Source organism: Streptomyces griseus (assembly GCF_001715295.1).
Lineage (GTDB): Bacteria > Actinomycetota > Actinomycetes > Streptomycetales > Streptomycetaceae > Streptomyces > Streptomyces griseus_G.
The window spans coordinates 1448313-1462879 of the sequence record NZ_MDKB01000002.1; the positions used below are offsets into that span (position 1 = coordinate 1448313).

Annotated in this window: 8 protein-coding genes; 4 read left to right on the plus strand and 4 right to left on the minus strand. The window is 73.5% G+C overall.

The features are described 5' to 3' along the window. Positions 1 to 418 precede the first annotated feature (418 nt). Positions 419 to 976, minus strand: a complete 558-nt coding sequence (locus BA175_RS13105) for a MarR family winged helix-turn-helix transcriptional regulator (RefSeq protein ID WP_069172091.1) — start codon at positions 974 to 976, stop codon at positions 419 to 421. 142 nt (positions 977 to 1118) lie between these two features. On the opposite strand from BA175_RS13105, the gene BA175_RS13110 reads away from it, so the two are divergent. Beyond that, a complete protein-coding gene (locus tag BA175_RS13110; protein ID WP_069171464.1) occupies positions 1119 to 2417 on the plus strand; it encodes an MFS transporter in 1299 nt (432 codons plus the stop codon). Between the two features lie 19 nt (positions 2418 to 2436). Here BA175_RS13110 and BA175_RS13115 read toward each other — a convergent pair whose 3' ends face one another. Both BA175_RS13115 and BA175_RS13120 read right to left on the minus strand, forming a co-directional pair. Further along, positions 2437 to 4089, minus strand: coding sequence for an ATP-binding SpoIIE family protein phosphatase (locus BA175_RS13115; RefSeq protein WP_069171465.1), 1653 nt, complete (start codon positions 4087 to 4089; stop codon positions 2437 to 2439). 332 nt (positions 4090 to 4421) lie between these two features. After that, on the minus strand, positions 4422 to 5912 hold the full coding sequence (locus BA175_RS13120) for an NAD(P)/FAD-dependent oxidoreductase (protein ID WP_254667860.1): 1491 nt from the start codon (positions 5910 to 5912) through the stop codon (positions 4422 to 4424). 333 nt (positions 5913 to 6245) lie between these two features. Here BA175_RS13120 and BA175_RS13125 point away from each other — a divergent pair, with 333 nt between their 5' ends. Then, positions 6246 to 7046, plus strand: coding sequence for a TetR/AcrR family transcriptional regulator (locus BA175_RS13125; protein ID WP_069171466.1), 801 nt, complete (start codon positions 6246 to 6248; stop codon positions 7044 to 7046). Positions 7047 to 7528: 482 nt separating this feature from the next. Then, a complete protein-coding gene (locus BA175_RS13130; RefSeq protein ID WP_069171467.1) occupies positions 7529 to 9538 on the plus strand; it encodes a sigma-70 family RNA polymerase sigma factor in 2010 nt (669 codons plus the stop codon). A gap of 284 nt (positions 9539 to 9822) precedes the next feature. Here the strand turns inward: BA175_RS13130 and BA175_RS13135 are convergent, their stop codons facing one another. Further along, positions 9823 to 11934, minus strand: a complete 2112-nt coding sequence (locus BA175_RS13135; protein WP_107407557.1) for an asparagine synthase-related protein — start codon at positions 11932 to 11934, stop codon at positions 9823 to 9825. Between the two features lie 1097 nt (positions 11935 to 13031). Between BA175_RS13135 and BA175_RS13140 the strand changes: the two genes are divergently transcribed. After that, entirely contained in the window at positions 13032 to 14537 is a 1506-nt protein-coding gene (locus BA175_RS13140; RefSeq protein ID WP_069171469.1) for a sporulation protein, read from the plus strand. Positions 14538 to 14567 lie beyond the last annotated feature (30 nt).

A 14567-nucleotide genomic window follows, 5' to 3' on the forward strand; every position in this document is an offset into this window, starting at 1 on the left:
CCGGGCGCTTCCCTTCGTTCTTGCGTTTCCGACTCTATCAGACTCTTTCGTGTCCGATTCCCGGTCGAAGCGGGCTGCTTTCCAGTTCTTCGCTTTCGCGTTTCCCTTTCCGGCGATTCCGACTCTATCAGATCCTTTCGGGCCTGATTCCCAGTCAGCGGGTTTCGTCTTCCCGGCCGTTGGGCCGTTCCGACGCTCAAACTCTAGCGGATTCTCCCGGCGGCTCATAATCGGGCCTTCGAAATGAATTTCGGCATGCCGAAATTCTCTCCGGTGGGAGGTCGTGCAGAGTTTTGGTTGCCGCATGCGCGGCGGGATCGTTCGTCGCGGATGCGTACCGACTCCGTGACAACTCGAAGAACCTTACGGATCCGGGGAAGCGGTGTCAACTCAGCCTCTCGCCCCCATCTTCGGCCGGTCAGTCCAGGTCGGTGAGCCGGCCGCCGGCGTCCGGCTGTGCGTGCTCGACGCGGCGCAGGAGCCGGATCAGGATCTCGCCCAGAGCGCCGCGCTCGTCGCCCGTCAGGTCCTGGAGGAGGTCCCCCTCGAAGGCCGTGGCCATCCGCATGGCCTCGAGCCACTTCGTACGGCCGTCGTCGGTGAGTTCGACGATGACACGCACCCGGTTGTTCTCGTCCCGGTCCCGGGTGACCAGGCCCTCGCCCGCCATCCGGTCGATGCGGTGGGTCATCGCTGCCGGGGTGAGCCCAAGACGCTTCGCGAGCTCGCCGGGGCCCATGCGGTACGGAGCGCCGGCCAGCACCAGGGTCTTGAGGACCTCCCATTCGGTGTTGCTGATACCGAGGGCGGCGAGCTGCCTGCCGTACGCCACGTTCATCCGGCGGTTCAGCCGGCCCAGGGCCGAGACCACCTGCTCGACCTGGGGGTCGAGGTCCTGGAACTCGCGCTGGTAGGCCGCGATCTGCTCGTCCAGGCCCGGTTCCGGAAGCTCGGACTGCTCGGAGGTGTCAGACATGGCGGGCAGTATCGCACGCCACCCACGGGCATCGAAGTCCTTCAAGCTGTAGTTTTCACCTTCTAATTTTAGTGCTAAAGTCTACGAGTTCGTGTTCTTCAACGTTCTTCGAGTCTTGAGGTAGGTGAGTGTGACCAGGGAGATGGGCGCAGCGCTGCGGCGGATCCAGACGGGCAGCGCGTTGAGCGCGTTCGGGCTCGGGTTCACCGTTCCGTATCTGTACGTCTACGTGGCGCAGGTGCGGGATCTTGGTGCCGGTACGGCGGGTGTCGTACTGGCAGTCTTCGCCATGGCAGCTCTGGCCGTCCTGCCGTTCACCGGCCGGGCCATCGACCGGCGCGGGCCGCTGCCCGTGCTGATCGCGGCGTCGGCCGCGGCCGCCGCGGGTGCTGCCGCGCTGGGAGTGGCGAGCAGTGTGACGACCGCCGTCCTGTCGGCCGCGGTGCTCGGCGCGGGTACCGCGGTGATGCAGCCGGCCCTGGCGACGATGCTGGTGTGGTGTTCGAGCCCCACGACCCGGACGCGCGCCTTCGCCATGCAGTTCTTCCTGCAGAACCTGGGCCTCGGTATCGGTGGTCTGGTCGGCGGGCAGCTGGTCGATGTGGACCGTCCGTCGAGCTTCACGCTGCTGTTCCTGATCGAAGCGGCGATGTTCGTGGTGCTCGGCGTCGTCGCGGCGACCGTGCGCATGCCGCACTCCCCGTCCGTCACGGACGCCAGGCCCACGGGCGAGGCGGCACCGAAGGCGGGGCTGCAGACGCTGCTGTCCCACAAGGCCATGGTCCAGCTGTGTGTGCTGGGCTTCGTGATCTTCTTCGCCTGCTACGGGCAGTTCGAGTCGGGCCTCGCGGCCTACGGCACCGAGGCCGCCGGAATCGCCCCGTCGACCCTGGGTGTCGCGCTGGCCGCCAACACGGCGGTCATCGTCGCCGCGCAGTTCGTCGTGCTCCGTCTCGTGGAGCGGCGGCGGCGCAGCCGGGTCATCGCGTGGGTCGGTCTGATCTGGGCCGTCGCCTGGATCGTGGCCGGGTACGCGGGCCTCGGACACGGCAGCCGGACCATGGCCACCGCCGCGATGATCTCGACGTACGCGCTGTTCGGGCTGGGTGAGGCGATGTTGTCGCCGACGGTGGCGCCGCTCGTCGCCGATCTTGCACCGGATTCCATGGTCGGGCAGTACAACTCGGCCTTCGCGCTGGTGAAGCAGCTGGCGCTGGCGGTCGGGCCGGCCGTGGGCGGGCCCATGGGGGCCTCGCTCCACGGTCCGTACATCGTGACGTTCGTGCTCTTCTCGCTCGGCATCACCGCGCTGGCCCTCAAGCTGGGACGGCAGCTCACTCCCGTGCAGGACAAACCGTCGCTCGCGGCCGCACCCTCACGTGTGGTGGCCGTGTCCCTGCCGGAGAGCGAGCCGGTCACGGCGCCCGCCGCCGCTCACTGAGCCGGCACTGCCGCGCGGCTCAGTCCGGGAGGGCGAATTCGCACCAGACCGCCTTCCCGCCTCCCGGGGTGCGGCGGGAGCCCCAGGACGAGGCGATCGTCGCGACGATGGAGATACCGCGGCCCGCCTCGTCCACCGGTTCCGCGCGGCGGCGGCGCGGCAGGTGGTCGTCCCCGTCGGTCACCTCGATGATCAGCCGGCGGTCCGTGCGGCGCAGCCCCAGGCGCATCGGCGGGGTGCCGTGCTGCAGCGAGTTCGCCACGAGCTCGCTCGCGGCGAGTACACCCAGGTCGCAGAGCTCCATGGGGAAACGCCAGGAGGTCAGGACGCCGGTGGCGAAGGCGCGGGCGCGGGGGGCGGCCTCGATGCCGCCGAGCAGTTCGAGGGAGGCGTTGTGGAAGAGCTCCGCGCTCGTCCCGGTACGCGCCGGGTGCTGCACGACGAGCACGGCGACGTCGTCGTCGTGCTCCGCCGTCACTCCCAGGGAGCGGATGAGCCGGTCGCAGACCACCTGGGGCGACCCCTTGGCGCCCGACAGGGCGCGCTCCAAGGAGGCGACGCCCTCGTCGATGTCCTCGCTCCGCCGTTCGACCAGGCCGTCGGTGTAGAGGACGGCGGTGGAGCCGGGTGGCAGACCGATCGTCCCGGAGGTGTGGACCCAGCCGCCCGTGCCGAGCGGCGGCCCCGTCGGGTCCTCGGCCCGGTGGACCGTCCCGTCCTCGTGGCACACGAGGATCGGCAGGTGCCCCGCGGAGGCGTAGACGAGATGCCCCTCGTTGGGGTCGTGGACCGCGTAGACGCAGGTGGCGATCTGACTGGCGTCGATCTCGGCGGCGAGGACGTCCAGGAGCTGGAGGACCTCGTGGGGCGGCAGGTCGAGGCGGGCGTAGGCGCGGACCGCGGTGCGGAGTTGGCCCATGACCGCCGCCGCGCGCACACCGCGCCCCATCACGTCACCGATGACGAGCGCGGTGCGTCCGGCGCCCAGGGTGATGACGTCGTACCAGTCGCCGCCGACCGCCGCGTCCGTGCCGCCGGGCTGGTACGTCGCCGCGATCCGCAGGTCGTCGGGCTGTTCGAGGTCCTGCGGAAGGAGGGAACGCTGGAGGGTGACGGCCGTCTGCCTGTGGCGTCGTTCGCTGGTACGGAGCCGCTCCGCCGCTTCTGCGTGGTCGGTGACATCGGTGGCGTAGAGAAGCACGCCCGCCTCGCCGTCGCCGGTGGTCAGGGGGGTGCAGGTCACGGTGTACGAGTGACCGGCAGAGACCTTGCGGGACTTGACCGTACGAGGTCTGCCGCTGCGCAGGACCTGGTCCAGGAGGGGCAGCAGGCTCAGCTCGACGAGCTCGGGCATGGCCTCGGACGCGGGGACACCGCAGGGGCGGGGGCCGAAAGCCGTCTCGTAGGCGTCGTTGACGTAGGTGATGCGGTGCTCGGGGCCGTGGAGCAGCGCGATCGGGGCGGGAAGCCGGCCGAGGATCTCGCCGGCCGGAAGGGCGTCGAGGGAGGGGCCTGCCGCCGGGGCGGAGGTGCGCGTCCCGGCCGGTGGCGTGGACGCGGTCTTCGGCCGTACGGACTCCGCGCGGGCTGCGGGTACGGAACCCTGGTCGTCCCGCGCGGCGGCTCGACGCTGTGTTCCGGGAAGGCGGGCGCTCCAGCGCGTGAAGTTCACGGAATTTCTGGCCTCGTGTGTCGGTATGGTCCGCTCGGGCGAGCTGCTTCGTCCTGCTGGCGTCGTGCCGGTCCCCCGCCGGTACTCCTGCCGGGCCGGGGCACCAGGGCTGGGTCCCGGGGAGGCGCTGTGGTCGTCGCTGCCGGTCACTGTAGGTGACCGGCGGCCGGGTGACTCTGTGCAGGTGTGGCCACACCAATGGTCACACGCCCAGTGTCGCCGACCGTACTGACAGGTGCCGTACGGGATCCGTACGGCCGTCGGCATCCAGCCGTCGTTCCGGAGGACGTGTGCGGGGGCGGGCGGCGGACGCAGACGCGCCTGGCGGCGGATCAGCCCGAGGATCTCGGCGGGCCCTCCCCCGGTGGGTTGTCCTCCGGGTGCGCCCGGTGCTCCTCGCCCCCGGTACGCCCCGGAGGCTGCTCGCTCCTGGGGCGCCCCACGGGGGCGTGGCCGCCGGCGGCGAGGGCGAACTCGGCGCGCGGGTGTTCGAGCGAGCCGAGGGAGACGATCTCCCGTTTGAACAGCCCGGCCAGGGTCCACTCGGCAAGGACTCGCGCCTTCCGGTTGAACGTCGGTACCCGGCTGAGGTGGTAGACGCGGTGCATGAGCCAGGCCGGGTATCCCTTGAGCTTGCGGCCGTAGACGTGGGCGACTCCCTTGTGCAGTCCCAGCGAGGCGACCGACCCGGCGTGGGAGTACCGGTAGTCCTCGGTCGGCCGTCCGGCGAGCGCGCGGACGATGTTCTCCGCGAGGACCTTGGCCTGACGCACCGCGTGCTGGGCGTTCGGGGCGGTTTCCGTGCCCGGCTCGGAGGAGCTGAGGTCGGGTACGGACGCGGCGTCCCCCGCGGCCCAGGCGTGCTCGGCGCCGTCCACGGAGAGCGCGGCCGTGCAGCGGATCCGGCCGCGCTCGGTGAGGGGCAGGTCGGTGGCGGCGAGGAGCGGCGCGGGTCTGACGCCCGCGGTCCACACCAGGGTCCGGGTCGGGAAGCGGGAGCCGTCGCTGAGTACGGCGATCCGGCCCTCGCAGCTCTCCAGCCGGGTGTCGAGCCGTACGTCGATGTTGCGGCCCCGCAGTTCCCTGACGGCGTACTTCCCCATGGTCTCCCCGACTTCGGGCAGGATGCGGCCCGTCGCCTCGACCAGGATCCATCGCAGGTCCGCGGGCTTGATGTTGTGGTAGTACCGCGACGTGTAGCGCGCCATGTCCTCGAGTTCGGCGAGGGCCTCGACCCCCGCGTAGCCCCCGCCGACGAAGACGAAGGTGAGGGCGGCGTCGCGGATGGCGGGGTCGCGGGTGGCGGACGCGATGTCCATCTGCTCGATGACGTGGTTGCGCAGGCCGATGGCCTCCTCGACGGTCTTGAAGCCGATGCCGAAGTCGGCGAGGCCGGGGACCGGAAGGGTGCGCGAGACGGACCCGGGCGCGACGACGATCTCGTCGTACGGGATCTCGAGGGCGCCCGTGCCGTCCTCGCCGGTGGCCAGCGTCGTGACCGTGGCGGTGCGCTTGGCGTGGTCGACGCGTTCCGCCTCGCCGATGACGATCGTGCAGTGCTTGAGGACCCGGCGCAGCGGTACGACCACGTGCCGCGGGGAGAGGGAGCCGGCGGCCGCTTCGGGGAGGAACGGCTGGTACGTCATGTACGGCTCCGGCGTGACGACCACGACCTCGGCCTCGCCGCTCCTGAGTCTGTGCCCCAGTCTCCGCTGGAGTCGCAGCGCGGTGTACATCCCGACGTAGCCGCCGCCGACGACGAGAATGCGCACCTTCGGCCGGGTGCCGGGGGCCGTCCCCCGGGAATCTGGAGCCATCACCATCCCATGACGCAACGGAGTCCGGTGTTTGTCCACAGGCCCGGCAAATTGTGTGACCGGAGCTCGTCGACGGGGCGCGGCGGCCGGATCGCCGCGGAGCGCGACAGCGGCGCAGGTCAGGTGCGGCGGGAGAGGGTGGCGCCGGGGGGCGAATCGGGGTCCAACCGGTCCTTGCTCCGATCGGGGGGCGCTCCGTGCGGAACTACCCTCTTCTGAATTGAGCCGGGCTCAACTATGTTCGTACCCCGTCGGGGTGTCGGATTCGGACGAAGATCCGCACACCGACTGACACGGCGGGGAAGTCTCCGGGGGGAGACGCCATAACCGGGGGAAGTTATGCACATTCAGGATTTGCATGGGCAGAACGCTGTGACCTCTGTTCCGGAGGGACACGGGCGGTTGGGTCCCGTGGGACTGGCCGGGGCGGTCGCCCCGGGGGGCAGCGGGGTGCGCTCGGCGCCGCTCCGTGTGGACGCGCAGCGCAATCTGGAACACGTCCTGCGCGCCGCGCGTGAGGTGTTCGGCGAGCTGGGGTACGGCGCGCCGATGGAGGACGTGGCCCGCCGCGCCCGGGTCGGGGTCGGCACCGTCTACCGCCGGTTCCCGAGCAAGGACGTACTGGTGCGTCGGATAGCCGATGAGGAGACCTCCCGGCTCACGGATCAGGCGCGTGCGGCCCTGGGACAGGAGGACGAGCCCTGGTCGGCTCTCTCCCGCTTCCTGCGGACCTCCGTGGCGTCGGGGGCGGGCCGTCTGCTGCCGCCGCAGGTGCTCCGGGTCGGGGCCGACCCGGAGGAGCAGGCCGTCGCGGCGGGTTCCTCCGAGGATGACGGCGGGACACGGGTCCCGCATCAGCGGCAGGCCGGGGAGCCGGAGTTGCGGTCGGTCGAGCAGCGTGCGGGCACCGGTGAGGTGCCTGCCGACGATCCCGGTGCGGCCGAACTGCTGGAGGTCGTGGGGCGGCTGGTCGACCGGGCGCGCGAGTCGGGGGAGTTGCGGGGCGACGTGACGGTGGCCGATGTGCTGCTGGTCATCGCCACGGCGGCACCGGCGCTGCCGGACCCCGCTCACCATGCCGCCGCTTCGGCACGCCTGCTGGACATCCTGCTGGAGGGTCTGCGCTCCCGGCCCGTGTAGGCGGGCGCCGGCCGGCCGGGGCGGGATCCACCCGGCGGCCCGGCCCGGCCCCGCCCCGGTCACGGTCAAACGTCGCAGGCCGTCGTTCACCGTCGGAGCGACGGGAACCGCCCGGGACGGCGGCTGCATCGCGTCGGTACCGCGCCGCGGTTGCCGTACCGTCCCGGCGCCGCCGCTCTCGCCCTGGCTCGGCGTGCACGGGCCGGTGCCGGCCTGTGCCGGCCTACGGGTGGGACCGTGGCCGGCCGCGTGCCGGCGGGCCGGTGGGGCCGTGGCCGAGCGCGTCATCGGCTCCCGGCCGCGACGCGGGTTCGCTCCCGGCCGCGACACGGGTTGATTCCCCGATGGAGTGACGACAAGCACCGCTGGTACAGGAAAACCCCCGGACGAGTGGTTGCCCGGCCGGAAGGTCCGCTGTCGGGAGGCTCTGTGGCACTCTTGGCCGGTATTCGGGTCCGAGGGTGCACACGGGGGCTTCCGCGATGAGCGGTGACGCGCAGCAGGGAGAACCGGCCGACGGTACCGCTGCCGCGGGCGGAGCCACGGAGACAGGCGTGCCGGCCCCGGGCCGGCGGCCCACGTCGGCGGACGGCGGACGGCCGGAGGTCCCCGCCGAGGGCGGCACCGTGCTTCCGGGCCCCTGGCCGGCGCCGGTGGAGGACCGCGCCCGCGAGGCCGACGACGGAACCGTGGAGACCGGCATCGCGTACGCCGTGCCTCTCCAGCGGGAAGGGCGCCGGGGATCCGCCGATACCGCCCCGTCCGACGCCCAGTTGATCCAGAGGATGCGTGCCGGCGACGACCGGGCGTACGAGGAGTTGTTCCGGCGCCACTCGGACGCGGTGCGCCGCTATGCCCGTACCTGTTGCCGCGACGCGCACACGGCCGACGACCTGACGGCCGAGGTCTTCGCACGGACGTTGCAGGCCGTGCGGGGCGGGAAGGGGCCCGAGGAAGCCGTCCGGGCGTACCTCATGACCGCTCTGCGGCATGTCGCCGCCGCGTGGACAAGGAGTGCCAGGCGCGAGCATCTCGTCGACGACTTCGCCGTGTTCGCCACACAGGCCACGCGTACAGCCGAGCTCTCGGAGGCCGACACCGTCGATCTCGGCGCAGATGTCCGGGCGATGCGGGAGGCGGACCGGTCGATGGCCATGCAGGCGTTCCGCAGCCTCCCGGAGCGCTGGCAGGCCGTGTTGTGGCACACCACCGTCGAGGAGGAGTCGCCGAGCGAGGTCGCGCCGCTCTTCGGCCTGACGCCCAACGCGACGGCCGTCCTGGCCGTCCGGGCCCGGGAAGGCCTCAAGCAGGCCTATCTCCAGGCCCATGTGAGCCGGGCGCTGACCTCCGGCGGTGAATGCGCCCGGTATGCCGACCGGCTCGGCGCCCACGCCAGGGGCGGTCTCCGGAGCCGGGCCGAGCGCGGACTGCGCAAACATCTCGACGCGTGCGCGAAGTGCCGTATCGCCGCCGGAGAGCTGGCCGGAGTGAACGCCGGGATCCCGGCCCTGCTCCCGGTCGCCGTCATCGGCTGGTTCGCCGCGGGCCACGCCGTCAAGGCGGCCGGCATCGCAGCCGGGGGCGCGGCCGGTGCGGCAGGTGCCGGAGCGGCCTCGGCGGCCACGGGCAGTGCCTCCTCCGGGAGCACGGCCGGTGGGGCCGCCGCCGAAGGACTCGGCGCCCCCGTGAAGGCGGGGATCGCCGCCGCGGTGGCCGTCGCGGTCGCGGCCGGGCTGGCGTGGGCCCTGGTGGGCGACGACCGCCCCGCCCCGGAGGCGAAGCCGTCGACCGTGCCATCGGTGGTGGCACCCGCCGTACCGTCGCCGGCCGCCCCGCCTGAGGAGAAGCCGCGACGCCCCGCACCGCCCGCCGCCCCGACGCCGGAACCCCCGTCCGAACCGGCCGCCGCCCCGACCCCCCGCCCCACATCACCGGCGCCGGAGCCGACCCCCGCGCCGACACGGTCCGAACCGCCCGCACCGGCCCCTCCGCCGGAACCGCGGCCCACGCCGGCTCAGCCCGCGCCTCCCGCGCCTCCCGCGCCTCCCGCGCCGGACATTTTCCAGGTGAGCGAGCTGGCGTACTCGGTCGCCGGGGACCACACCGGGCCCGAAGTGGTGCTCGGCGAGAGCACGGGCGTGTTCTGGCAGCGCTCCGGGTTGTCGATCGGCTCCACGACGTACGCGCACGGCGTGAGCACCCACGCCCGCTCGTCGGTCACCATCCGGCTCAACCGTCCGTGCACCCGGTACCGCGCGATGGTCGGAGTCGACGACATGACGAAAGGGCTCGGTGCGGTGCGCTTCTCCGTGGTCGACGGGGACGGTGCGCGGCTCTGGGGGTCCCCCGTGGTGCGGGGCGGCGACCCCGCGGTGCCGGTGGACATCTCCATCGACGGCCGCTCCTCCGTCCGGCTCGTCGTGGAGCCGGCGGAACCGTTCGGCGGGGTCGCCCTCGCCGACTGGGCCGACTCGGTGATCAGCTGTCGCTGAGCCGCGCGGTGAGGCGGGCCGGAGGCTCGCGACCGGCCTCCGTCTCGGGGCCCTGTCCCCAGGGTCGGCCCCCTGCCACCCCCGTGGTCGGCGCGGGCATCGGTCGGGCAGGCCCCGGCAGCCTCACTCGGCACCCCGCGGGCGGCCAGGCCCCGACAGCCCCCTCGGCACCACGTGCGGGTGGGACGGGGCATGCCCGGCCTGAGGGGAACGGCAAGGATTGCGTCTCGAGGATGCCCCCGAGTACCCGTGAGCGGCGCTGTGAGCGGGGCGGTGACCGGTCGTCAGGGCTGCAGCGTCCGGCGGGCCGGGACCACTCCGCCGGCTACCGCCCGTTGGCGCGGCGCCGCGGTGCCCGTCCAGCAGGTGCCCCGGCGGGTGACCAGGCGGCGGAGCCACAGCTCGGTGGAGGCCAGTTCGGCCAGTCCGTCCAAGGGGAGGGGTTCACCCTCGGAGGCCGCGCGCAGGGCCTTGCGTACGACGCGCGCCTCGATCAGGCCCGCGTCGGCCAGCAGCGGGGCGTCGAAGAGCGCCATCAGCTCCGGGAGCGCGGCCCGCAGCCCGATGCGGCCCGCCGCGGTCGAGGTGGCCTGGGAGGGGGTCCCCCAGCCGGACGGCAGGTCGTGGATCCCCGCCCCCGCGAGCACCCGGCGCAGGATCGCCGCCCTGGCCCCCGGCTGGACCCGCAGGGATTCGGGAAGGGCCCGGGCGGCCCGCACGACCTGGTTGTCGAGGAACGGGGCGTGCAGCCGCTGACTGCGGATCTCCGCCGCCTGCTCGAGGATCCGCTGGCCGGCCGCGTGCCGGGCCAGGGCCGCGCGGGCGCGGGCCTCCCCCGGCCGCTGTACGGAGGCGGGCCGGAACGCCGCCTCCTGAAGGCGGGCCGATACTTCCGCGAGTGCCTCCCCGGTGAGCCAGCGCGCGGCCGGCCCGGGGCGTGACCAGGCCAGGGAGGCGAGCGAGGCGTCCGCGGGGGTGGCCAGGTCGGGTGCGTAGCGGTTGGCGTCGGGCAGCAGACCCGCCGCCGTCTCGAGTCCGGAGCGGTAGGACGTACGGGCCAGCCTGCGGGCGGCGCGGTACACGGCGAGCGGGACGAACAGGGAGTGTGCGGAGGGCCCTTCGGCGCGGGCCAGCGCGGCGACGGGCCGCAGGAGGTGGCGTCTGCGCCGGTCCATGAGGAGGTCGGCCAGACGTGCGGGGTGCGCGTCGAGCACCTGGCGCGCGCCGTGGCCGACGAAGTGGTCGGCGCTCCCGGCGGCCAACCGGCGGCGGTGGCGTTCGGCGACGACCAGGGAGGGAGCGGGTTCGTCGGTGAGCGGGCCGTTCTCCAGTGACGCGTACGGCAGCGCCTCCTCGCCCGCCGCCACGACCACGTGGTGGAGGCGGGGATTGGACGCGATGACGCGGGCGCGCTCCATCTCGTCCTCGAGGCCCTGCGCGGTCAGGTCGTTGAAGGTGACGGCGAGCAGCCGCTCGCCGGCCCCGGTGCCGTGGCCCAGGACGGTGCCGGGCAGTCCAGGGAGCCCGGCGGCCAGCAGCGCGAGCGTGGCGGACGCGCTGCCGCCGGAGAGGTCGGCCCCGATGCCGGGTACGGGCGCTCCACGGGCCGCGCGGCGGTCGGCGGGGCCCATGCCGGGGACGGGCCCGGGGTCGGGCGGCAGGGTCTCCGGGGCGTGGCGCGGGGCGGTGAGCCGGGCCCGTACGGCTTCGACCAAGGCGTCGCGCACACCCTCCACGGCGCTCACCGGGTCGGTCTGGGGGGCCGCGACGGCGAGCGAGGCCACCGCCTCGTATCCGGTGACCTCGCGCGAGCCCTCCCGGAGGATCAGCGCGTGGCCCGGCGGGACCCGCTTCACCCCCTCGTACGGGGTGCCGTCGCCGAGGGCCTCCGGGGTCTCGGGGCAGGCGAGGAGCGCGGCGAGGTGCCCGATGTCCAGCTGGGCCTCGATGAGGTCGGCGAGCGGGAGGGCTGCGGTGGCGTACGCGGTGCCGTTGGCCCACGGGGTGTGGAAGACGGGGCGGGCTCCGGCGAGGTCCCCGGTGACGGTGATGCGGCGTCCGATCTGGACGACGGCCGTGTAACTGCCCGCCCAGGCCGTGAGATGCCGCAGCGCTCCGCCCCGCGCGGCCAGCAGGCCTACGCGGAGCTGTTCGTCGGTGGCACCGCAGCAGCCGAGGACGGCGAGCCGGGCGGTGGGCGCGCCTTCCGGCGTGGCGGCCGAGATGATGCGGATCTCGTCCGGCCGCCAGTCACCCACGGCCCAGAGCGGATCCGGGTCGCCCCACAGGAGTTGGGAGCCCACGGGGTGGACGGTGCGCTCCTCCCCGTGCCGCCCGACCGAGCCGACGGTGCCGAAGCGCGCGGCGATACTGCTCCACCCCACCAACCAACGCATCGCCGCCTCCACAGGCTGTGGACGAACCGGCGTGCCAGGACACGGGAACGCCGCTGCGGGACATGCTGCCACGACAGCGGCGCCCAGGAGGGGGTACGGGCGGCGCACACCGGATGTGCATGCGCCCCTGGCACAGACCCGGGTGCCGCACTCCGGATCTCCCGGCAAGAGGGCCGCCGGGTCGAGGAGTTGCTCCACAGTGGCCGTTCGCCGGGCCCGTCGTCGCCCGTGCTGGGGAACCGACGTAATCCGGCCATAGTCGGCCACGTTCCCGGAGCCCCGGCCGACCGACGCGATTCGGCCATTCTTCGCCCGGCCGATGACCGCGCGTTTCGCCCCGGACGGTCCGTGCGACCCCGGAAAGATCCGGCGGTCCCGCAGCTGACCACGAGGCCGGCAGGACCTCCGAGGACCCCGGCACGTCCGCCGGAGCAGGGAGCCGGGACCCTCGCGCCCCGCCCCGTGGCGGGCCGGACACGGTGGTGGCCGGCGCGTCCCCCCGGTGCGCCGGCCACCACGTCCGCCCCCTGAGCTGCCCTTCCGCGCACGGTCCGGGAGGTGTTCGTCACCTCCCGGACCGGTTCGCCGCCCGCGGGGATGGGGCGGCGATCTCCCCCAGCCCGCTGAGTCCAGTGCAGCGGGCCGACCCACGCGTCATCCATGGAAGCCGCCGCCCACCGGCCGGGGCAGAGCGCACGGCCGGGCGCACGGCCACACACCAGGTGCACGACGCCGCAGGTCGGCACGGTGGGCCTCCGGCTCCGTGCCGCGGGCGCCCGCGCCGTGCTCCCGCGCGCGACTTCGCGACCGCTGCCGCGGACGCCGCCGTGGGCCTTCCGTCGCGGCGGCCGGCGCCGAGGGCGCACTCCGCCCAGGTTGACGACTTTCCCGCCATACGGACGTCTGCCCCTTAACGGTAAGGATGCGGCGAACTACGCTGTGTTGACTGATGTTCTCAGCGGTGCGGCATATTCCACGGGGCTCGGCCAAATGCGTGTGCGGCCGGAGTGCCGGGGACCGTACCGGGGGAGAACACGGTACGAATGCCGCGCGCCTCACGGTGACGCGGCGGCCGTCTGTGTGTCGAGGGGTGACGCATGTCCAGGGAGCAACGCGGGCCGAACGAGAAGCTCGGCACGGTTCTCGCCCTCGCGGGAATCAGCAACGCCGGCCTCGCCCGGCGGGTCAACGACCTCGGAGCGCAGCGCGGCCTGACTCTTCGGTACGACAAGACGTCGGTGGCCCGCTGGGTCGCCAAGGGGATGGTGCCGCAAGGCGCGGCGCCCCACCTCATCGCCGCCGCGATAGGGGCGAAACTCGGCCGTCCGGTGCCGCTGCACGAGATCGGGCTCGCCGACGCCGATCCCGCGCCCGAGGTGGGCCTCGCCTTCCCCCGCGATGTGGGCGAGGCCGTACGGTCGGCGACCGATCTCTACCGGCTGGACCTGGCCGGACGCCGGGGAGGTGGCGGGATCTGGCAGTCGCTGGCGGGCTCCTTCTCGGTGAGCGCGTACGCCACCCCGGCCTCCCGGTGGCTCATCACGTCCGCCGACGCGTCCGTCGCACGGGACTCGACGGCCGCGCGGGCCGCGCTCCTGGGCGGCCAGGGCGCATCCGGGGCGCACGGGGGGATGCCTGGCGTACCCCTCCAGCCGGGCCCGGAGACGGTGTCCGACGCCTCGCTCCTGCGGGTCGGCCACAGCGACGTGGCCAAACTGCGCGAGGCCGCCCAGGACGCGCGCCGCTGGGACTCGAAGTACGGCGGCGGGGACTGGCGCTCCTCCATGGTCCCGGAGTGCTTACGCGTCGACGCCGCACCGCTGCTGCTGGGCTCGTACAGCGACGAGGTGGGCCGGGCCCTGTTCGGGGCCTCGGCCGAACTGACCCGGCTCGCCGGCTGGATGGCGTTCGACACCGGCCAGCAGGAAGCCGCCCAGCGCTACTACATCCAGGCGCTGCGCCTGGCCCGTGCCGCCGCCGACGTCCCGCTCGGCGGCTACGTCCTGGCGTCGATGTCCCTGCAGGCCACCTACCGGGGCTTCGCCGACGAGGGCGTGGACCTCGCCCAGGCGGCCGTCGAGCGCAACCGGGGCCTGGCCACCGCACGGACCATGAGCTTCTTCCGGCTCGTGGAGGCGCGCGCCCACGCGAAGGCGTCCGACGCAGCGGCCGCCGGTGCCGCGCTCCGGGCGGCCGAGAGCTGGCTGGAGCGCTCCCGGGCCGGGGACAGCGACCCGTCCTGGCTCGGCTTCTACTCGTACGACCGGTTCGCCGCCGACGCCGCCGAGTGCTACCGCGACCTGAAGGCCCCCCGCCAGGTGCGGCGCTTCACCGAGCAGGCGCTGTCCAGGCCCACCGAGGAGTTCGTCCGCTCGCACGGACTGCGGCTCGTCGTGTCGGCGGTCGCGGAGCTCGAGTCGGGCAACCTCGACGCGGCCTGCGCGGCGGGGACGCGCGCGGTCGAGGTGGCGGGACGCATCTCCTCGGCGCGCACCACCGAGTACGTACGCGACCTGCTCCACCGTCTCGAACCGTACGGGGACGAGCCCCGCGTGGCGGAGCTGAGGGAACGGGCGCGTCCGCTCCTGGTCTCCCCCGCGTAGCAGGAGCCGCTACGCCCCGATATGCCCGAA

What these genes read in the sequence shown, in the direction of transcription:
- BA175_RS13105 (WP_069172091.1), bottom strand. Translation starts at nt 976, where the DNA reads ATGTCTGACACCTCCGAGCAGTCCGAGCTTCCGGAACCGGGCCTGGAC.
- BA175_RS13110 (WP_069171464.1), top strand. Translation starts at nt 1,119, where the DNA reads ATGGGCGCAGCGCTGCGGCGGATCCAGACGGGCAGCGCGTTGAGCGCG.
- BA175_RS13120 (WP_254667860.1), bottom strand. Translation starts at nt 5,912, where the DNA reads ATGGTGATGGCTCCAGATTCCCGGGGGACGGCCCCCGGCACCCGGCCG.
- BA175_RS13125 (WP_069171466.1), top strand. Translation starts at nt 6,246, where the DNA reads ATGCACATTCAGGATTTGCATGGGCAGAACGCTGTGACCTCTGTTCCG.
- BA175_RS13130 (WP_069171467.1), top strand. Translation starts at nt 7,529, where the DNA reads ATGAGCGGTGACGCGCAGCAGGGAGAACCGGCCGACGGTACCGCTGCC.
- BA175_RS13135 (WP_107407557.1), bottom strand. Translation starts at nt 11,934, where the DNA reads ATGCGTTGGTTGGTGGGGTGGAGCAGTATCGCCGCGCGCTTCGGCACC.
- BA175_RS13140 (WP_069171469.1), top strand. Translation starts at nt 13,032, where the DNA reads ATGTCCAGGGAGCAACGCGGGCCGAACGAGAAGCTCGGCACGGTTCTC.